Consider the following 20,428-nt stretch of genomic DNA (forward strand, 5'->3'; position numbering starts at 1 on the left):
GGTTGGTGGAAGTAACGCAAAGGACGCGAAGACGCGGAGGGCGCAAAGAAAGAAATTATTTATTGCGTATGGAAAGTTAAATAAAGTGATTCAGTTGCAGCAGTATTAACTGAATCAAAAAATCAGACCGAGCCACCAAAGAATTAAAGAACTGAGCAAGAAAATTAATTGTTTTACTTCGCGTTCTTTGCGTCTTCGCGTCCTCCGCGTTAATTCCCAGAGAGTCAGCTAGTAGATCGACTCGCTGCTCAGTGAAGTGAGATAGGCGGGTGGAAGTAACGCAAAGGACGCAAAGACGCGGAGGGCGCAAAGAAAGAAATTATTTATTGCGTATGGAAAGTTAAATAAAGTGATTCAGTTGCAGCAGTATTAACTGAATCAAAAAATCAGACCGATCCACCAAAGCATTAAAGAACTGAACAAGAAAATTAATTGTTTTACTTCGCGTTCTTTGCGTCTTCGCGTCCTCCGCGTTAATTCCCAGAGAGTCAGCTAGTAGATCGACTCGCTGCTCAGTGAAGTGAGATAGGCGGGTGGAAGTAACGCAAAGGACGCGAAGACGCGGAGGGCGCAAAGAAAGAAATTATTTATTGCGTATGGAAAGTTAAATAAAGTGATTCAGTTGCAGCAGTATTAACTGAATCAAAAAATCAGACCGATCCACCAAAGCATTAAAGAACTGAACAAGAAAATTAATTGTTTTACTTCGCGTTCTTTGCGTCTCTGCGTCCTTCGCGTTAATTTCCAGAGCATCAGCTAATAGATCGGTTCTTCGCCTTCGGGGCGGTGGCGAAAGCGCGGGTGGCTCCACCAGTATTGTTCGGGGCACTGGCGGATGAGGCGTTCCAGTTCGCGGTTCATAATGGCGCTGGCCTGTTCGGGATCGGGGCCGGCGATGGCGTTATCCAGCGGTTCGAAATGCAGGACAAAGCCGCGTGCTCGCGGCAGGCGTTCGGCCCAGGCGCACAGCACCGGGGCCTGATGCTGATGGGCCAGGCGGGCGGGCAACACCGGCGTGTTGGTGCGGATGCCGAAAAACGGCACCACCACCCCGGCGCCGGCGCCGGGGTTCTGATCGGGCAGGATGCCCAGAATTCGCTGCTGTTTGAGTGCCCGCACCGCGGCCCGCACGCCGCGGCCGGTGGTGGTCACCAGTTCGGCGCCGAAGCGCTGGCGACCGCGCAGAATAAACTCATCGAACCACGGCGAGCGCTGGGTTCGATAGAGGCTGGTCATGGGATAGTGGCGGGAACAGTACAGGCCGATCATCTCCCAGTTGCCCAGATGCGGGACCAGCAGCAACACGCCCTGCTGTCTGGTCAGTGCCGAGCGCAATGCGGGTTCCCCTTCGACGCGGCGCACCAGTTTGATGACCCGATCAGCCGGACCGTGCCACAGTCGAAAGGATTCGAGCAGGGTGCGGGCGGTGGCGATCAGGCTGCGGCGCGCCAGCTGTCGGCGTTTTGTGTCGCTCAGTTGTGGCAGGCAAGCGTCCAGGTTACGCCGGGCAATCCGCGCCGGTTTGGCCCGCAACAGCCACAATAGCTGGCCGCTCACCCAGCCGGCGCTGTGCAGCACCACCAGGGGCAGACCGGCGAGCAGTAACAATAGAAATTCACGCATGGGGTGTTATCGGAACTGTTAAATATAAATCCTGAAAATAAAAAATCCTGCACGCCTTGTAGCGTACAGGATTTTCCTTGTGGCCGGTTCGGCCCGCTCGGGCGGGCGAACCGGACAAGGCAGTGGGGGGTTGGATACGGGTATCGGTTACGGGGCCTCGCAATCCAGGCAGGCCAGTTCATTGCGGGCGGCATTCACCCGGTTGAGCAGGTTCAGGTAAACGGCCGCATCCTGTCGGCTGTCCATCGGGCCTTCCATGCCGGCCGGTGTTTCAATACACCAGCCCTCGCCACACTGGACCATCGCTGGCGCTTCACGTTTGACGTGCTTCATCTGACACCTCCCGACAGGCTCATCGTGCTACACATTTGGAGAACATTCCGGGCTAAACATCCCAACATGTTGGGGGTGCCTGGAGACCTTACCGGTAATCATAGCGCCGTGATAAAAGAAATGTGAATAAATTCACAATTTTTCACATTTCCGTTTTTAGAGTGAGGGTATTATTCCCCACATCAATTTCAATATTTTGGCCTCTCTGAAATATGGTTCCCACTTTGTTCGAAAAAAGATAGTAAAGGGATGTATTTCACTAAAAAAATATTAAAGTGGGAGAAATATGGTTATTCTGCCTCATATTTTGAGTATAGAGGGTGCATAGCCGTCATAAGACTCTTGAAAAGCTGTTTGTTGTGGGACTCTTCCTGCGCCAGCAGCTGTTTCATATGATCCCGCTCGGTGGGCATGGCGAAACAGGCCGGGCAGGAGTCGGGAATGACCGGCAGGATTTTCTCGTTGGCAAAATCCGAGGTCTGGCGTTCGCGGACATAGACCAGAGGGCGGATGATGCGCACATCGCTCTCACGGTTGGTATAGCAGGCCTTCATGGTGCGCAGCTGGCCGCCGTGAAAGGCCGACATCAGGAAGCTTTCGGCCAGATCGTCCAGGTGCTGGGCCAGGGCCAGCACGTTGTAACCCTCGCGCCGGCAGGTGGCGTACATGATGCCGCGTTTGATGCGCGAGCAGTAGGCGCAGAAGGAGTCGTTTTTCATCTGGGATTTGGCATTTTCGGCGATCGGCTGGCTTTCAAAGAAATAGGGAATGCCCAGTTGCGCCAGGTAATCCTTCAGGGTTTCGGGATGAAAGCCCTCGATCTGCGGGTCCACGGTCAGGGCTCCCAGCTCGAAGCGGATCGGGGCGTGGCGTTGCAGATGCCGCAGAATATGCAACAGCGACAGGGAATCCTTGCCACCGGAGAGCCCGAGCAAAACCCGATCGCCTTCGCGGATCATGCTAAAATCGGCAATCGCCCGACCCACCGGTCGCAGGATGGCCTTGGGCACCTTCAGCTGTGGTGCAGGGGTATCACGGAGATCTTCGCTAATCGGTGAGCTTGTGGACATGATGCCGCCAGTGTACCCCGTGTTTGCCGTCATCACCATTATGTCAGCCGTGTTGGTGAGTTTCGCTACGGCCCGGGCGGGACGATATGTTATGTTGTCCGGATGCAGGAGCAACCCCCCGAGTTTGAATCCGGCGACAAGTCATTGCGGCTGAATCTCGCCCTGGTGATTGCCGCTTATTTTCTGATAGCGGTATTGCTGGAGCCGCTGATCGATTTTCTGCTGGTGCCCGACCCCGGATCGGCCAACCCCTATCAGGTGATGGAACTGGCGGATGAAAAGAAGCTTTTGACCGGTTATGTCTACAGCCTGTGGCGTTTGCTGCCGATTCTGTTCTTTCTCTGGTATGGCTGGCGCATTATTGCCTCGCTGCGTGTCCCGCCAGCCGGTACGCGCTCGCCGTTTACTGTACGGGTGTTAAAGGGCAAGTATGCACGAATGTTCGGTATGTTATTGATACTGGTTGCACTATTGCTGTTATATCGTGAATTGCTCACCCTGATCAGACTGACAACCTGAGCGAATAGACTTGAATTGTACGTTCAAGGGCGTCATTGAGGGCTGATAACCCGTGCTGCAGCGCGCATAATCATGCGGTTTTGATGCTCCCGGCCGGTCAGCATCCATACCATTATCACGGGAAATAGGCGGATGACGCTGTTTCTGGTATAATCTTCGGCTCTTTATCCGCGTATTCCCCGATTTTTCACGCATAATCAGTCAATTAATAACGGCTAAAAGAAACTAGTTATGAGTCAATTTGAAGAAGCTTTAAAACAACGTATTCTCATTCTGGATGGCGCCATGGGCAGCCTGATCCAGACCTATAAACTCGAAGAAAAAGATTATCGCGGCGAGCGTTTTGCCGACTGGCAATCCGATCTCAAGGGTAACAACGATCTGTTGTCTCTGACCCAGCCCAAGATCGTTCGCGATATTCACACCGCCTATCTCGAAGCCGGTGCCGACATCGTCGAGACCAATACCTTTAACGCCAACTCCATTTCCATGGCCGACTATCACATGGAAGAGCTGGCCTATGAGATGAACAAGGCCTCCGCCGAAGTGGCGCGTGAAGCCTGCGAAGCGGTGGGCACCGCCGACAAGCCACGTTTTGTCGCCGGCGTGTTGGGCCCGACCAACCGTACCGCCAGTATCTCACCCGATGTTAACAACCCGGGCTTTCGTAACATCAATTTCGATCAGCTGGTCGAGTCCTATACCGAAGCACTGGGTGGGCTGGTCGACGGCGGTGTGGATCTGATCCTGGTGGAAACCATTTTCGATACCCTCAATGCCAAGGCGGCACTGTTTGCCATCGAGAGCTATTTTGTTGGCAATGAAGACAAGCGCCTGCCGGTGATGATCTCCGGGACCATTACCGATGCCTCCGGTCGTACCCTGTCGGGTCAGACCGTCGAGGCGTTCTATAATGCGCTGCGTCATATCAGGCCGATCAGCTTCGGTTTCAACTGTGCCCTGGGTGCCGGTGAATTGCGCCAGCACATCGAAGAGCTGAGCGGTATCGCGACCTGTCATGTGAATGCGCATCCTAACGCCGGTCTGCCCAACGAGTTCGGTGAATACGATGAAACACCGGAGCAGATGGCCGAACAGATCGAGGAATGGGCCAAAAGTGGTTTTCTGAATATCATCGGTGGTTGCTGCGGTACCACACCGGGACACATCAAGGCGATCGCCGAGGCGGTTGCGCCCTATGAGCCGCGCAAGTTGCCCGAAGATAATCATGTTACCCGCCTGAGCGGTCTGGAACCGTGCAACATTGACAAGGACTCGCTGTTCGTCAACGTCGGCGAGCGGACCAATGTGACCGGTTCGGCCAAGTTCAAACGTCTGATTCTGGATGAGCAGTACGACACTGCACTGGACGTGGCGCGCGAGCAGGTGGAGAACGGTGCGCAGATCATCGACGTCAACATGGACGAAGGCATGCTCGATGGTGAGAACGCCATGGTCACCTTCCTCAACCTGATCGCCAGTGAACCGGATATCTCCCGGGTTCCGGTGATGATCGACTCCTCCAAGTGGCACATCATCGAGGCCGGTCTCAAGTGCGTCCAGGGCAAGGGCGTGGTCAACTCCATCTCCATGAAGGAAGGCGAAGAGGAATTTATTCGCCAGGCCGAACTGTGCCGCCGTTATGGCGCCGCCGTGGTGGTCATGGCCTTTGATGAAACCGGTCAGGCCGACACCAAGGAACGCAAGGTCGAGATCTGTAGCCGTGCCTACAAGATTCTGACCGAGCAGATCGGCATGCCGCCGGAAGACATCATTTTCGATCCCAATATCTTCGCGATTGCGACCGGTATCGAGGAGCACAATAATTACGGCGTCGACTTTATCGAGGCGATCCGCGAGATCAAGAACAACCTGCCTTATGCCCTGATCAGTGGCGGGGTCTCCAACGTCTCGTTCTCGTTCCGCGGCAACAACCCGGTGCGCGAGGCGATCCACGCCGTGTTCCTGTATCACGCCATCAAGGCGGGCATGGACATGGGGATCGTCAACGCCGGTCAGCTGGCGGTTTATGATGATCTGCCCGAAGAGCTACGCGAGGCCGTGGAGGACGTGGTGTTGAATCGACGCGACGATTCCACCGAACGCCTGCTGGATCTCGCTGACAAGTACAAGGGTGACGGCACTAGTGCCAAAAAGGAAGAAGATCTGGAATGGCGCAGCTGGCCGGTGGCCAAGCGACTGGAACACGCGCTGGTCAAGGGTATCGATGCCTATGTCAATGATGATACCGAAGAGGCGCGTCAGGCATTTAACAAGCCGCTGGAAGTGATCGAAGGCCCGCTGATGGACGGCATGAACGTGGTCGGCGATCTGTTCGGCGACGGCAAGATGTTCCTGCCCCAGGTGGTCAAATCGGCGCGTGTTATGAAAAAAGCCGTGGCCTATCTGTTCCCCTTCATCGAAGCGGAGAAGGAAGAGGGTGCCAAGGCTGATGCCAAGATCCTGATGGCGACGGTCAAGGGTGACGTGCATGACATCGGCAAGAACATTGTTGGTGTGGTACTGCAGTGTAACAACTTTGAAGTGGTCGATATGGGCGTCATGGTTCCGGCCAATGACATTATCAAGAAAGCCAAAGAAGAGAACGTCGATATCGTCGGTCTGTCCGGCCTGATCACCCCGTCGCTGGACGAGATGGTGCACATGGCCAAGGAGATGGAACGTAACGGTTTCGATACGCCACTGATGATCGGCGGTGCCACCACTTCCAAAGCGCATACCGCGGTCAAGATTGAACAGCACTATCATGCCCCGACCGTGTGGGTGAAAGATGCCTCGCGGGCCGTGGGCGTGGCGCAGAATCTGATCAGTGAACTGCATCGGGAAAAATTCGTTACCGAACTGCGCGCCGAGTACGACAAGGTTCGTGAGAACCATGCCGGTCGTCGTGCCAAGACCAACTGGATCACCCTGGAAGAGGCACGGGCCAACAAGACCAAGATCGACTGGTCCGACTATACCCCGCCGGTTCCTGAGCAGCCGGGGATCCAGATCTTCGATGACATGCCGCTGGAGTTCCTGCGTCCCTACATCGACTGGACGCCCTTCTTCCACACCTGGGAGATGAAAGGTTCCTATCCCAAGATCCTGGATGATCCCGACAAGGGCCCCGAGGCGAAGAAACTGTTAAATGATGCCCAGCAGATGCTGGATCAGATCATCGAAGAGCGCTGGCTCAAGGCCAGGGCCGTCGTCGGTCTGTGGCCGGCCAACAGCATCAACGATGATGACATCGAGGTTTACGAGGATGATTCACGTAAGAAAGTGAAAATGACCCTGAATCACCTGCGGCAGCAGACCCAGCGTCCGCCGGGCAAACCCAACCGTTGTCTGACCGACTTTGTTGCGCCCAGGGAAACCGGCAAGAAAGATTATGTCGGCGGTTTCGTGGTGACCACCGGACTGGGTATCGATGAGCATATCCAGCGCTTCGAAAAAGAGAATGATGATTATCGTTCTATCATGCTCAAGGCGCTGGCCGATCGCCTGGCCGAGGCCTTTGCCGAGCACATGCACGATCGCATGCGGCATATCAACTGGGGTTACGAGCCCAACGGCTGGACACCGGATTACGGACTGAAGAGCGAAAACTTCGACAGTAACAAGCTGGTGCGCGAAGAGTACCAGGGAATCCGTCCGGCTCCCGGCTATCCGGCCTGTCCGGAACATACCGAGAAGCTGAAGTTGTGGGAGTTGCTGGATGCCGAGACCCACACCGGTGTCAAGCTGACCGATTCCATGGCCATGTGGCCGGCGGCGGCAGTCAGCGGCTGGTACTTCAGTCATCCCGAGTCGAGCTACTTCGGGGTCGGCAAGATCAACCGCGATCAGGTCGAGGATTACGCCAAACGCAAAGGCATGTCCGTGGCCGAAGTCGAACGCTGGCTGGGACAAAGCCTCGGCTACGACGCCGACTGAACGGGATAGCCAATCCCTCCAGTCTAAAAGCCAGTGCCGCGATGCACTGGCTTTTTTTATGGTAACGGGACATTATTTTGTGACATGAGGCCGGGTCAGTGCCGGCCGGCGGGGGTTGGAAATCGAATTGTCGCCGGCGGCTCTCAGGCTGCTGACCGGCGCAACATTCGCGGATATCAGTCGCAATAGCATTCGGGAAAGTTCGGCCGAGTAGGGAAATGTCCGAGAAGTATGATATTTTAGCCACCAGTTAAAACAATCAGCCGCTGTCGATGGGAATACTAAAGAAATTCAGACGGGAAGTTAACGTTGCACTCTCCAGGCTCTGTCGTCGCAGGACGACGGTCAACTATCTGGGTATGAAGCTGCAGGTGCCGTTGATTTACGGCATGGGACGCGGTTACCTCACCACGGGGGAAATGTGGATGTCCCACTGCATAGAATTGCTGACGGGTCTGAAGCCGGGTGCGGTACTGGATATTGGCGGTAACGTGGGTGTCTTCCTGGTCAAGCTGCGGGTTATTGATCAGCAGCGGGCGTATTTTGGTTTTGAACCCAACCCCGTGTGCAATTTTTATGTGCAGGAGTTGATCCGGCTAAACGGTTTTGAGAACAGCCGTTTTTATCCCGTGGCGATTTCGAATGAGAATTCCATGCGCACACTCTATGCCAGAAAGCTGGGTGAGAAACGCGCTTCCATGCACAAGTTTATGCGCGAAAATGAAAAGCTGGGTTACTCGTTTGAAATGGTCACCGTGCAGGGCGATGAGTTCATTCGTCGCCTTCCGTTGTCGGAAATTTCCCTGATAAAAATTGACGTCGAAGGGGCCGAGTATGAGGTCATTGACGGTATCCAGCAGGTTCTCAAAGATTACCGGCCGTTTGTTTTTTGTGAAGTATTGAATTTAGTGAGTGATATCGGTGAGTTTGAGGAACGTAAAAGACGCATTGATGCGATAATCAACATTCTTCATGAGCTCGACTATAACATCGTCGCTTTCAAAACTGCCGGTGGGGTTAGCGTGTTGAACAGGGCCGAGGAGTTCAACCAGGACTACCAGGACGATTATATCTTTTCTCCCGCCGAATTGACGGAAAAAATACTCGAGACCCGGGGCATTCTGTCCTGAAGCAACGTGCTGAAATTTCTCCATAACTGGCGTGAGAATCGTATACTCCGTGGTTCGTCCTATACCGATTCGCACTGGCGACAGGCATTGTCACGCCTGCCTCTGCTCGAACCATTGAATCAGGACGAACTGGACAGGCTGCAAAGACTGGCAACGCTGTTTTTACACGATAAATCCCTCGAAGGGGCCGGCGATCTGGTTGTCACGACCGAACTGAAGCTGGTCATCGCCCTGCAAGCCTGTTTGCCGATTCTGAACCTGGGGCTGGACTGGTACGACGGCTGGGTCTCCGTGGTTATCTATCCTGCCGGATTTACGCCGCTGCATACCGAAATGGATGAATACGGTGTTGTCCATGAAGTCAGCCGCCCGCTGAGCGGCGAATCGTGGGAGCGGGGACCGGTGGTGCTGTCAGCCGAGGATTCGCTGGGTGGAGGACTCATAGACGGTCACAATCTGGTGATACATGAGTTTGCTCACAAGCTGGATATGCAAAACGGTGTAGCCAATGGCATGCCGCCCCTGCACCGAGGTATGTCCGCACCACAATGGAGCAAGTCGTTCAGCGCCGCCTATGCGGATCTGCAAAATCGGATTGCGCATGGCAAGTCAGTGGCGATCGATCATTATGCGGCGACGGCACCGGCGGAATTTTTCGCTGTAGTGAGTGAGGTCTTTTTCGAACAACCCCGGGTAGTTCAGCAAACTTACCCGGCGGTGTATCAACAACTTGTACAGTTCTATCGGCAAGATCCCCTCAATGTTTAAATATGCCCGGCAGTGGCATATAGTGGATCATGCACAAATCGCACAGCAGAGAAGTTTGTCACCATGAACGACGATATTGACCCGCTATGGTTGAAAAAAGAGAGCCGTACCACGCTCGCACGCCTGCTCCCACGACTGGAAGCGGCATTCCGGGAGCAGGTGGACAGCGCCGAGTGGGAGGGGTATCTCGAGCGACTGAAGCGCCATTTCCCGCGCCTGTTCGAGCGGCTGTATCGCCTGTATGGTCATAACTACGATTTCTTTTATCACCTGGAAAATATCCTCAAGTCAACCACACATATGTGGCTGGCACGTCCGGACGAGCTGCGGGCACTGGATGCCATGCGTGAAGTCAATCGTGAATGGTATCTTTCCAATCGCATGGTCGGTGCGATGTGCTATGTGGATCTGTTCGCCGGTGATCTGCAGCAGTTGCGAGCCCGAATTCCCTACCTGACCGAGCTGGGAATTACGTATCTGCATCTGATGCCTTTGTTTAAAATGCCCGAAGGGGATAATGACGGCGGTTATGCCATTAGCAGTTACCGGGAGGTTCATCCTCCCCTGGGCAACATGGACGATCTCCAGGCCCTGGCGACCGAGTTGCGTCATCATGGCATATCGCTGGTGCTGGATTTCATTTTTAATCATACGTCGGACGAGCATGAATGGGCACAGGCCGCTCTGGGCGGTGATCCGGAATACCAGGCGTATTATCGTATGTATCCTGATCGCGCCCTGCCGGATGCCTATGAGCGCAGCATGGGTGAGATTTTTCCCGAGGATCACCCGGGTGCATTTACCTATCGTAACCGGATTAAAAAATGGGTCTGGACCACATTTAACAATTACCAGTGGGATCTCAATTACGAAAACCCGGTGTTGTTTACCCAGATGCTGGAGGAAATGCTGTTTCTTGCCAATCAGGGCGTGGAAATATTACGCCTGGATGCCGTCGCGTTTTTATGGAAACGGCTGGGGACCGATTGCCAGAATCTGCCGGAAGCGCACTGGGTGATACAGGCGTTTAATGCGATCGTCAGTATTGCGGCGCCGGCGATGGTGTTCAAATCCGAAGCGATCGTGCATCCCGACGAAGTCAAAAAATATATCGACGTGGAAGAGTGCCCGCTTTCCTATCATCCTCAACTGATGGCCTTGTTATGGGAAGCCCTCGCCACACGTGATACACGGGCATTGCTGCGCGCGATGCAGGACGATTTCACTATTCCATCAGGTTGTGCCTGGGTCAATTATGTGCGCAGCCACGATGATATCGGCTGGGCGTTTTCCGATGAAGATATCATTGCTTCCGGCTTCGAGCCGGACGAGCATCGGCGTTTTCTGACCGATTTTTATACCGGGCGTTATCCCGGCAGCTTCGCCAGCGGTGCGCCATTCCAGGAAAACAAACAGACCGGGGATGCCCGTATTTCCGGAACCTGTGCCTCGTTGTGCGGACTGGAAAAAGCGCTGGCGGAAAAAAATGAAAAGAATATCAATCTGGCGATCCAACGGATCCTTCTGCTGCATGGCGTGATTATCATGCTGGGTGGAATCCCGTTGCTGTACGTCGGGGATGAGATTGGAACGTTGAATAATTACGATTACGATCAGGACAGTGCCAAGCTGGGAGATACCCGCTGGTTGCATCGCTCACGCTTTGACTGGGAGCTGGCCGAGCAACGCCGGGATAGCGACTCGGTTACCGGAAGGATCTATCAGGGTATTCTGCGCCTGATCCAGTTGCGCCAGCAGAACCCGGCATTCAGTCATGCCGAAACCGAATTTACCGATAGTGGTAATACGCATGTGCTGAGTTTCTTTCGCAATAATGGACAATACAGCGTGTTCGTGCTGGCCAATTTCAGTGAGCATGAGCAGCGCCTGGAAGCCCGGCGTTTGCGCTTGCTGGGATTACGCAAGACGATGGTCGATCTGTTCGGGGGGCATACCATCACAGCGACCCAGGAGCTGGTGATGGAACCGTATCAGTTGCTGGTGTTGTCGAGAGGAGCGTAAAAATAGTCGGCAGTTTGCAGATGGCAGTTGGCAGAATATAAAAGTTCTTAGTTCTTAGTTCTTAGTTCTTAGTTCTTAGTTCTTAGTTCTTAGTGTTGAGTACTAGTACTAAGTACTGAGTACTAGGTACTCAGCACTTAGTACCTGTTTTTAACCCCAGGTATCGCTGGTGATACTGGCGTACCAGCCGCGGGTGTAGCGGGCTTCCTTCTGCCGGAATTCAGCATCCGCATCCGCGGGGCTGACACCGCCGGAGCCGTCTACCTTGTAGATGCCCTGATCCTCGGCGTAGCGGTAGACTGCGGCGACGGAGATGCCGTAGTCGGGACCCACCAGGCTGTAGCAGGTATTCACATACGACGGCTGGGGCATGCGGGTACCATGCAGTGCCGATACAATCGCCGCGGCACAGACCTTGCCCTGACTGTTGGCGGCAAAACCCGATTTGGGCATGGCCCCGGCCAGCGCAGCATCGCCAATGACGTGGATGTCCGGATGGAGGGTGGATTCAAAGGTCCGCTGATTGACCGGGCACCAGCCGGTGTTGTCGACCAGCCCGGTGTCATGGGCAAACTTGCCGGCTTTTTGCGGCGGGATGAAGTTGACCACATTCGCGGAAAACGACTCACCCAGCTCGTTATAGACACCCTTGCCGGCGACATCAACCCGGCTGACGCGACCTCCCGCATCTCCGCTAACCCATTCGATCATATCTCCATACAGTTGTTCCCAGCCCTGCATGAATAACGGTTGCTTGGAGAATTTGGTTTTGGCATCCAGGATCAACACCTTGGATTTAGGTTTGTTCTGTTTCAGATAGTTGGCGATCATGCTGGCCCGTTCATACGGCCCGGGCGGACAACGAAACGGATTGGCCGGCGGCGCAATGATGACCGTGCCACCGTCGGGCATGTCGGTCAGTTGTTTGCGCAAAATCGTCGTTTGTGGGCCGCCGTTCCAGGCATGCGGCAGATTCTCGACATCGGCATCGCTCATGCCCTCCACATCTTCCCAGCGGAAGTCGATGCCGGGAGAAACCACCAGCCGGTCGTACTCAAGTGTCGAGCCGTTATTCAAAGTCACCTTTTTACCCGTGGGATCGATTTCCTGCGCCATGGCATGAACGACTTTGATACCACGTTGCTCATGCGCCTGATAGCTGTGACTGATGCTGTCTATGTTGCGCATTCCGCCCAGTACGAGATTACTGAAAGGGCAGGTAACGAATTTCTGTTTGGGTTCGACCAGAGTGATATCCAGATTCGGATCGAAGCGTTGCAGATATTTGGCACAGGTGGCACCACCAAAACCACCGCCAATGATGACAACCCGGCCGGAAGCCGTGGGTTGTTTGGAGCAGGCGGTCAGGCCGAACGAGGAAGCCAGCACTCCGGCACCGCCGAGTAATTGGATAAACTGTCTGCGATTAACACGATTCATAACGGCAACTCCTTAAATTTATTTCAGACCGGCAAAATATTCGGCAATCTGCGCGATTTCCTCGTCGCTGTAGCCACTGGCATGGCGACCCATAACCGTCGAATCGCGTTCGCCGGAACGGAAGCCTTTTAAGGCACGCTCGATGAAATCGGCCGATTTGCCGTTCAGGGTGGGCATGGCGCCGGGGCTATTGCCGTCAGTGCCGTGACAGGCGGCACAGGAATTGCTCAACATGGCACCCTGGCTGATCTCGGCGCCGGGAGCAGTGGTTGAAATGAAAAGTGCTATGACCCCTGACAACAAGGTCGCGGGCAAGGAAAAGCGGGGCATGTGTTATCTCCTTAAAATACAGTCAAAAGACCGGGCAAGAAATCCAGGGAACAACGTGTTTACAATCTAGACCATAAACCCGATGATGAAAAGGTTATTTGTTGGGTAAGTAATGAGGATGACGAGGGGTTTAGCATAAGGTAATGTTATTAAAAGCTGTATTGTCACACGGACAAAGGAGCCAGCGAATGAAAAAGGTGATGTTCTTGCTATTAACTGCCGGCCTGATGGTCACCGTTGCCGCGCAGGGGGCCCAGCTTCCCGATATCAAACTGGAACAGACCGTGGTGAAAATGCCTCTGCAAGAGGGAATCAGTATGAATGAGGCGGTCGATTCGATGAAACTGCGGGCCAATATGCATAACATGAATCTGGTCGCCGAGTTGCCGCTGTCCAAACAGGTGGAAGCCATGGGCAAAAAGGCCCGGCGAATGGAAATTTTCCAGTTCTGCGATCCGCTGACCGCGCAGCGCATGGTCGAGGCGAACATTAATTTCGCCGCCTATCTGCCGTGCCGGATTGCCCTGGTGGAAGATGCAAAAGGCCGGGGCTGGCTGGTGATGATGAATCTCGACATGATGCTCAATGGCGCCACCCTGACCGATGAACTTAAAGCCGAGGCCACTCGCGTGCGTGATGCGCTGATGGATATCATGCAGGCCGGTGCCGAGGGTGCCCTTTAACAGAACAGCAGGGTTGCAGGTTGTATGAGTTTTGCACAACGGGGTTTGTGGCATCGGGATCGACGTGGCGGAGGCAAATGGCTGTTCATTGTGTTGCTGGGGGTTGTCCTGGCGGCACCCCTGGTATGGCTGGGCTGGCCGGTACGGGGGGATCCCAGCGAGCGTTTTGTTGATCGTCGCGGCGAGATCGAACAGGTGCAGGTCACCCGCCAGTGGCAAACGCAGGAGTCGCGCTATCAGCACCTGACACTGACATCCAGCAGCGGTCTGCAGGTCAAGATGACAGTACGTCGACCGCGGACAGGGAATGGTGCGCGACCCCTGATGTTATTGCTGGGCGGCGCCGGTACCGGCCGCCAGGCGGCGGAACTGGTGCAGGACACCGGCAACATGGTGGTCGCGTCCATCTCCTATCCCTACCAGGGGCCGGAGGAGCTTTCCGGCTGGCAGGGTTTGTGGCACTTCGACCAGATACAGCTGGCCATACTGGATACCACGCCGGCGCTGTTGCTGGCCGTCGAGTACCTGGCCCGGCAGGCGTATGTCGATCCCGGGCGGATGGAACTGGTGGGGGTCAGTCTCGGTGCCTTCTTTGCCGGAACCGCGGGGGCCCTGGAAGAACGTTTCCGTCGTGTCTGGCTGGTGCAGGGGGCGGCCGATCCGCGCGCGGTGTATGAATACCGTTTGCGCGAGCAGATCGCCTTTGAGCCGGCCCGCGCGCTGGTCGCCCGGATACTCGGTTTGCTGACGGCCAGCGAGGATCTGAAGCCGGAGCGCTGGGTCGGGAAAATCTCCCCGCGGCCAGTGGTAGTCATCAGCTCCCGAGGCGATAGCGCCTATCCACCGGCCAGTGTGGTGGCCCTGCATGCCTCGTTACGCGAGCCGTATGAACTGGAATGGTTGTCGGGGGAACATGTGACCCCGGGCCGACCCGGGGTGCTGAAACAACTGAACGAACAGGTGGTCCAACGGATTGTCGCGGAAGAAAAATGGCGAGATACACCCTCGCCCTGATAGCGTGAACAGGGTAAAACTCTGTGCACAATTTGATCGGAGTTTATTAACCCGGTATTACTCAAGGAGTTATTATGTTATTTCGCCAGGTCATTGAGCCGGATTCCTCTACCTATACTTATTTGTTGCATTGTCCCGATAGCGGCAAGACCGCGCTGATCGATCCGGTACTGGATACAGTGGAGCGGGATCTGAAAATGCTGAACGAGCTGGGACTGGAGCTGGACTTTACGCTCGACACGCATGTGCATGCCGATCACCTGACCGGTGCCAAACGCCTCAAGGAGTTGACCGGCAGCCGGATTGTCGGCCCGGCTGTCGATCAGTTGCCGTGTACCGATATCGGTGTTCGTGAAGGCGAGCCATTTCGTCTCGGTATTATCGACATTCACCCGCTGTATACGCCGGGACATACCGATCACCATCATGCCTATTTGATCGATAACGGCACGCACAAAATGCTGTTCAGCGGCGATGCCCTGTTGATCGAGGCCTGTGGGCGCACCGATTTTCAGTCCGGGGATGCGGCGACGCTGTATCGCAGTATTCATGACAAGTTCTTTACTCTGCCGGATGACACGCTGGTTTATCCCTGCCACGATTATGAAGGGCGCTTTGTGACCACCATTGCCCAGGAGAAAATCCGCAATCCCCGCCTGGGTAACAACAAGAGCCTGGAGGAGTTTGTCGAAATCATGGACAACATGGACCTGCCCTATCCACGCAAGATCGACTTTGCCGTGCCCGGTAACGAGCTGTGTGGTGCCTGCCCGGAAAATGTGCCGGATAAATACCGGGCCCCCTGCGATCGCCACGATCAGGGTTGAACAAACTCTTTCCGGCAAAAGCCCGTCCCTGTAGTGAAGGGGCGAGTGACGTAGCAGGCGGGTAATTTATTCCCGTTTTGTCGTCGTATCCCGCCGGGTTTGATCTGGATCAAACCCGGCCAACTTTTCTTCAAGCAATCCCGGGGTCGGTTCGATACAGGACGTATCGTGGCGCAGCAATGTTGTATCGTTGTCATCGACAAGTCTTTAATGAGGGAAAATGATGTACCGAAAACTGACGCGGGGATTCGGCCTGTTGATATTACTGGCGATGTCAGCATCGCCGTCGCTGGCAATGGAGGATGAGATACAGGGACTGATGTTGATCATCGAACAGCGGCTGGAAGATCCGGCGGCCAGGCAGGAAGCGATGCGGGCCGGTCGCAACCGGGCGCTGTTATGCAGTTATTGCCACGGTAATGACGGTAACAGTGTCAAACCCGATGTCCCGAATCTGGCCGGTCAGAATCCGGTCTATCTGCTGGATCAGATCGGCAAGTTTGCCCGGGGTGAGCGAAAAAACTTTGTCATGAATTCGTTGGCAAAGGATTTTACGCTGGATGACAAGGTGAATCTGGCGATTTACTTTGCGCGTCAGACGGTAAAGGCACGACCGCAGGATGAAGCGCTGGCCGCGAGTGGAAAGCGTCTTTACGCACAACGGTGTGTCGGCTGTCATGGGGAGCGGGGCCACGGCACGGCCGAATATGCCCGGCTGGCCGGCCAGCGGCCGGCATATCTGCGCCTGACGCTCGAACGCTTTCGTGCCTATGATCGGGGCGAACAGCAGGCGGCAGAGAATGTCCGGCGCAGTCCGATCATGGAGTCCATTGCCGCCCGGTTAAGCGATGAAAATATTGAGGTACTGGCCGCCTATCTGGCCGGACTGGAATAGGCCCGGCGCCGATCCGGCTTTGAACCGGTTCCGAACTGGCTCTGAACCGGATTTGAACCGGATTTGAACTGGATTTGATCAGGGCAGCTGGAAACCGCCGCCGGGCATGCCACCGGGGCCACCCATACCGCCCGGTCCGCCGGCACCGCCCATACCGCCGCCGCCGGCTTCGGGGACCACGATCTGCGAGGCCGCTTCGCGGCGCATCTCCTTGAGTTCTTCCAGGGTGCGCTCGACCGCCTGTTTGGCGGCTTCGCCATAGCCGTCGAGCGCCTGTTGCAGGGAGTCGGCCTCGATTTCAAAATTCAGTGGCAGAGCCCCCATCGGCGTCATCATCTGTGACTGGCCGAGATAGCGTACGGGACGGGAACTATCGTCGCTGCCATCGGCGGTCACCGGCGTCAGGCGCCGCAGGGTGCCAACCTGTTGATCGGTGAAGACCTCTTCACGATACAGGTCGTCGGTGTTCATCTTCAGATTCTCGATGTCGATCTCTTGTTCGCTCATGACCTTGCCCTGATAAGTAAATTCATGGATAACTGAATTAATGCAGCCGGATTCGTGACCAGTTTAGCAAAGGATGGCAGACCGATGACAGCAGGCTCAGGCCCGACTGGCGCGCAGGCCGAGGCTGAGCAGCCTCTGGATGAGTTGTTGGTAGCTGTAGCCGGCCTTTTGTGCGGCATAGGCCACATCATCGTCGCGGCTGATGGCGGCGTTGGCGTTGGCTTCCAGCACATAGATTGTCCCGTCGCCGGCCAGACGTAAATCCAGCCGGGCATAGCCCGACATCTCCAGTACCCGGTAGACCCGTTTGGCGATACGCACGATCGTCTCTTCCATGCCCTGGGGGAGATTACGGGCAAACTGGTAATCGATACCCCATTTTTCACGATAGTCATCGTTCCATTTGACGTGATAGGTGGCGATGCGGTGCATCCCTTCATCGAGTTTGTCGAACACCAGTTCGCGAAAGGGGAAGACCTCCAGTCGCTGGTTGCCCATCACGGTGACATATAACTCGCGTCCCTCGATGTACTGTTCGGCGATCGCATCCTCGCCGGTCATTTTATGCACCTGTTGTACCCGTTCGATCAGTTCCCCGGGGGTTTCCACATAGGAGGACTGGGCGATGCCGACCGAGCCCTGCTCGATTTTGGATTTGACGATCATCGGATAGGGCAGATTGGCGGCGCGTTTCATGGTGACCTTGCGTGACATGGGAAAAACCCGAAAGCGCGGTACCCGAATACGGTGATAGGCCATCAGTTTTTTTGACAGCGCCTTGTCGCGGGACAACAGCAGGCCGCGAGCATTGCAGCCGGTGCAGGGAATACCGAGCATGTCGAGATAACTGACGATATAGAAATCGAGCGCGCCGAAGCCGGCAAAATCTTCCAGCATGTTAAAGGCAATATGAGGTTTCCAGTCATCAATCGCCTGGCGAATGGGGGCGATATCGTCGTGTACCGGCACAATGAGCACGTCATGTCCGAGTGTCTGCAGAGCGAGTTTAACATCCATTTCGGTGCGGTACTTGTCATGGCGAGGATCGTCCATATTGGTGAGATCCTCCGGCGGTACCATCTCGGGATGCAACAGCATCATAACCTTGAGTTTTTTCATAAGGCGATATGAAAACCTCCGCTGTGGAGTTTGCTCATCACCAGCATGGTGACGCAGGCGGCCAGATCGGGAAAGGTGTCCTGCTTGCTGTCGATGACACGCAGTTGCATTTCGTCGCAACGTTTTATCATTTCGTTAAGCACTTCGTTGATGCGATAGCGGTATTCATGGGTCCAGCGCTCGACAATTACGATGACTTCGCGCCGGTGTCGGCGGATATAGCGCGAGGCTTTCTCGTGGCGCCGGTACTCGGGGTCGGCGGAAAACAGCCGGGTGAGATCCGTGTCGGAGAATTCCGGGCTGTCGAGTCCGTAGCGGTAGATCTTGTCGGCATAATAATCCCCCAGCGTGGTGCGGATTTTTTCGACCGGCGTATCCCTCTGGCGGTTGCGCAATCGCGGCGGCTTGTCATGAATTTCGTTCATCAGCTCATCGACATAATGGAGTTTTTTCAATGCCGGCCAGTTGCGATAACGGCGGCGCCAGTCCGAGCCGGGGTTGAGCCAGACCGCAAAGGTTTCGGCCCAGTCCTCGTGCGGATGGCTCTGGGCATACCAGTTGGGCAGGTTGAGCACGTAACGCTTGCTATAGGGTCTGGGCAGATAGGTATCGGGGTAAGGAATGGACGGTCGGCCGAAGGTTTGCTTCCAGTCGCGACGCTGGTCCAGGCGATAGGCATTGAGCAGGGCATGGCCGGTTTCATGACGCATCAGTTTCATACACCAGGCGCGATCGCCGCCTTCGACCTCGAGCATGAATTCGCGCTCCAGACGTCGCAGGCGGGCATGCGCCAGAAAAAACGGCATCGCGAAACCGGGCACACCATCGGGACAGAACCACTCATCGGAGAGCCAGACATGCGGGCGAAAGCGCAATTGTTTTTGTTCCAGCTCGCGATAGAGTTGTTTGAGCGGCGCACCCAGCGTGCTGTCTTCGATACGCAGTCCCAGATCGCAAATGCGCAACTTTAATAGCCGCTCCCGGGACAGCCGGGGCCAGTTACGCGGGGCTTTGCTTGCCTTGGCACTCATATCAGAAACAGTAAACGATTGCCCGGCGTAAAACCAGACCACCGCCTCGGCAGTCAAAGGGTAACAGGAGTCACACGCAAAGCACTGAAGTCAGCGATAACATCGAAATTTAAAAGCAACCCTTTATATGAGTTCGGCGTATTCGGTGACTTCAGTGTGTTCAGTGGTTGTTTTCATCCGCTCGGGCTGATTGTCCTCTCATCCAGAAGCTGTTCGATCAGATCTGCTTTGTTATTCTGGCTGTTGTATACCGCATAGGCACTGCGCTCGATGACCGGCGCATCGTCGATATGCTGCAGGTGTCCCGCGTCCAGATGAGGCTGCACCATTTGCTCGGCCAGATAGGCACTGCCGCCGCAGTTAAGAATGAACTCCAGGGCAATGCGTCCCTGGCCGATGCGCAGGGTCGGCATGGGTAGTTCGGGAAATTCCTGTGCATGGCGGGTTAAAAACGAGGTGCCCCAGTCGACCAGAATATAATCCTGCCGCATGGTATCGGCGGCACTGCCCGGCTGCGAGGCAACCAGTATGAGCTTGATGGTGGCAAGCTCGCGCACGACAAGCTGATCGTTTTGCGGGGCATCGAACACCACCGCGATATCCAGGGTGTGACTCAGGGTGCGGCGGATCAGCACCTCATTGCCGTGGGTCTCGCCCTGCAGGGCGAGTTCACTGTGCTGCTGGTGCAGTTGCTGAATCCACTGCTGTAACAGGATATCCCACAAACTGATAATGCCGCCGAGACTCAACGGCAGTTTGCCGGCCCGGGTCATGCCGACCTCCTGTCGCGCCCGGTTCCAGGCCGTGGTGATCGTTTCGGCGTAAGCGAGCATTTTCTCCCCGGCCGGGGTCAGTTGAATGTTGTTGCGTTCGCGAATAAACAGCGGTGTGCCCAGTTGCTGTTCCAGCTGGCGAATCCGGGCGCTGACCGTGGACTGGGTGATACACAAATTCGTGGCCGCCTGACCGAAATGGCGGGTACGGCTGACCTCCAGGAAGGTGGCGAAGTCGTGAATATCCATAGACCTGGTACCGGACGGTTATCCCGCAGTGACCCCGGGCGGGGCTTCATGGCGCCAATATCAATTCAAAATGACGATAGTGTCAATTAATTAATTTTGCTTTACGAGAACCTTTAGGAGCACTAAATAGCGCAGGTAAATCACAGCGCAGGTAAA

At 55.3% G+C, this 20,428-nt stretch carries 18 protein-coding genes and 1 pseudogene; 10 read left to right on the top strand and 9 right to left on the bottom strand.

All coding sequences use genetic code 11. The features are described 5' to 3' along the window. Positions 1-756 precede the first annotated feature (756 nt). The 3 genes from U5K34_RS12095 to U5K34_RS12105 form a co-directional block, all read right to left on the bottom strand. The gene (locus U5K34_RS12095) at positions 757-1,623 is read right to left on the bottom strand and encodes a lysophospholipid acyltransferase family protein (RefSeq protein WP_322568653.1); all 867 of its coding nucleotides are present in this window, start codon (positions 1,621-1,623) and stop codon (positions 757-759) included. Positions 1,624-1,770: 147 nt separating this feature from the next. Continuing rightward, positions 1,771-1,956 (bottom strand): hypothetical protein, encoded by a 186-nt coding sequence (locus tag U5K34_RS12100; protein ID WP_322568654.1) that lies wholly within the window; start codon positions 1,954-1,956, stop codon positions 1,771-1,773. A gap of 290 nt (positions 1,957-2,246) precedes the next feature. Then, positions 2,247-3,026 (bottom strand): tRNA 2-thiocytidine biosynthesis TtcA family protein, encoded by a 780-nt coding sequence (locus U5K34_RS12105; RefSeq protein ID WP_322568655.1) that lies wholly within the window; start codon positions 3,024-3,026, stop codon positions 2,247-2,249. Between the two features lie 102 nt (positions 3,027-3,128). Between U5K34_RS12105 and U5K34_RS12110 the strand changes: the two genes are divergently transcribed. The 6 genes and pseudogenes from U5K34_RS12110 (at position 3,129) to U5K34_RS12130 (ending at position 11,404) form a co-directional block, all read left to right on the top strand. Continuing rightward, positions 3,129-3,545, top strand: coding sequence for a hypothetical protein (locus U5K34_RS12110; protein ID WP_322568656.1), 417 nt, complete (start codon positions 3,129-3,131; stop codon positions 3,543-3,545). A 231-nt stretch (positions 3,546-3,776) separates the two neighbouring features. Further along, positions 3,777-7,484, top strand: coding sequence for a methionine synthase (metH, locus tag U5K34_RS12115; RefSeq protein WP_322568657.1), 3,708 nt, complete (start codon positions 3,777-3,779; stop codon positions 7,482-7,484). A gap of 94 nt (positions 7,485-7,578) precedes the next feature. Beyond that, positions 7,579-7,698, top strand: a pseudogene (locus U5K34_RS16205) (Cys-tRNA(Pro) deacylase); the annotation flags it as partial. A 145-nt stretch (positions 7,699-7,843) separates the two neighbouring features. Continuing rightward, positions 7,844-8,614, top strand: coding sequence for an FkbM family methyltransferase (locus tag U5K34_RS12120; RefSeq protein ID WP_322568658.1), 771 nt, complete (start codon positions 7,844-7,846; stop codon positions 8,612-8,614). 6 nt (positions 8,615-8,620) lie between these two features. Next, positions 8,621-9,382, top strand: coding sequence for a M90 family metallopeptidase (locus tag U5K34_RS12125; protein WP_322568659.1), 762 nt, complete (start codon positions 8,621-8,623; stop codon positions 9,380-9,382). A gap of 63 nt (positions 9,383-9,445) precedes the next feature. Further along, positions 9,446-11,404 (top strand): alpha-amylase family protein, encoded by a 1,959-nt coding sequence (locus U5K34_RS12130; protein ID WP_322568660.1) that lies wholly within the window; start codon positions 9,446-9,448, stop codon positions 11,402-11,404. A 150-nt stretch (positions 11,405-11,554) separates the two neighbouring features. Here the strand turns inward: U5K34_RS12130 and U5K34_RS12135 are convergent, their stop codons facing one another. Together U5K34_RS12135 and U5K34_RS12140 are read right to left on the bottom strand one after the other, a co-directional pair. After that, positions 11,555-12,844 carry an NAD(P)/FAD-dependent oxidoreductase gene (locus U5K34_RS12135; RefSeq protein WP_322568661.1) on the bottom strand — a complete coding sequence of 430 codons (1,290 nt, stop codon included), beginning with the start codon at positions 12,842-12,844 and terminating at the stop codon, positions 11,555-11,557. 18 nt (positions 12,845-12,862) lie between these two features. Then, a complete protein-coding gene (locus U5K34_RS12140; protein ID WP_322568662.1) occupies positions 12,863-13,174 on the bottom strand; it encodes a cytochrome c in 312 nt (103 codons plus the stop codon). Between the two features lie 188 nt (positions 13,175-13,362). Here U5K34_RS12140 and U5K34_RS12145 point away from each other — a divergent pair, with 188 nt between their 5' ends. From U5K34_RS12145 to U5K34_RS12160, 4 genes are all read left to right on the top strand, one after another. Further along, positions 13,363-13,857, top strand: a complete 495-nt coding sequence (locus tag U5K34_RS12145) for a DUF302 domain-containing protein (protein ID WP_322568663.1) — start codon at positions 13,363-13,365, stop codon at positions 13,855-13,857. Positions 13,858-13,881: 24 nt separating this feature from the next. After that, positions 13,882-14,871 (top strand): prolyl oligopeptidase family serine peptidase, encoded by a 990-nt coding sequence (locus U5K34_RS12150; RefSeq protein WP_322568664.1) that lies wholly within the window; start codon positions 13,882-13,884, stop codon positions 14,869-14,871. Positions 14,872-14,945: 74 nt separating this feature from the next. After that, positions 14,946-15,698 carry an MBL fold metallo-hydrolase gene (locus U5K34_RS12155; protein ID WP_322568665.1) on the top strand — a complete coding sequence of 251 codons (753 nt, stop codon included), beginning with the start codon at positions 14,946-14,948 and terminating at the stop codon, positions 15,696-15,698. 220 nt (positions 15,699-15,918) lie between these two features. Continuing rightward, entirely contained in the window at positions 15,919-16,593 is a 675-nt protein-coding gene (locus U5K34_RS12160; RefSeq protein ID WP_322568666.1) for a c-type cytochrome, read from the top strand. 78 nt (positions 16,594-16,671) lie between these two features. On the opposite strand, the gene U5K34_RS12165 is transcribed toward U5K34_RS12160, so the two are convergent. From U5K34_RS12165 to U5K34_RS12180, 4 genes are all read right to left on the bottom strand, one after another. After that, positions 16,672-17,100, bottom strand: a complete 429-nt coding sequence (locus tag U5K34_RS12165; RefSeq protein WP_322568667.1) for a hypothetical protein — start codon at positions 17,098-17,100, stop codon at positions 16,672-16,674. 96 nt (positions 17,101-17,196) lie between these two features. Continuing rightward, the gene (locus U5K34_RS12170; RefSeq protein ID WP_322568668.1) at positions 17,197-18,219 is read right to left on the bottom strand and encodes a D-alanine--D-alanine ligase family protein; all 1,023 of its coding nucleotides are present in this window, start codon (positions 18,217-18,219) and stop codon (positions 17,197-17,199) included. Continuing rightward, a complete protein-coding gene (locus U5K34_RS12175) occupies positions 18,216-19,250 on the bottom strand; it encodes a putative zinc-binding metallopeptidase (RefSeq protein ID WP_322568669.1) in 1,035 nt (344 codons plus the stop codon). Before U5K34_RS12175 ends, U5K34_RS12170 begins: the two co-directional genes overlap by 4 nt. 173 nt (positions 19,251-19,423) lie before the next feature. After that, positions 19,424-20,272, bottom strand: a complete 849-nt coding sequence (locus U5K34_RS12180; RefSeq protein ID WP_322568670.1) for a LysR family transcriptional regulator — start codon at positions 20,270-20,272, stop codon at positions 19,424-19,426. Positions 20,273-20,428: the final 156 nt, after the last annotated feature.

This window comes from Thiohalophilus sp. (genome assembly GCF_034521165.1).
GTDB lineage: Bacteria > Pseudomonadota > Gammaproteobacteria > UBA6429 > Thiohalophilaceae > Thiohalophilus.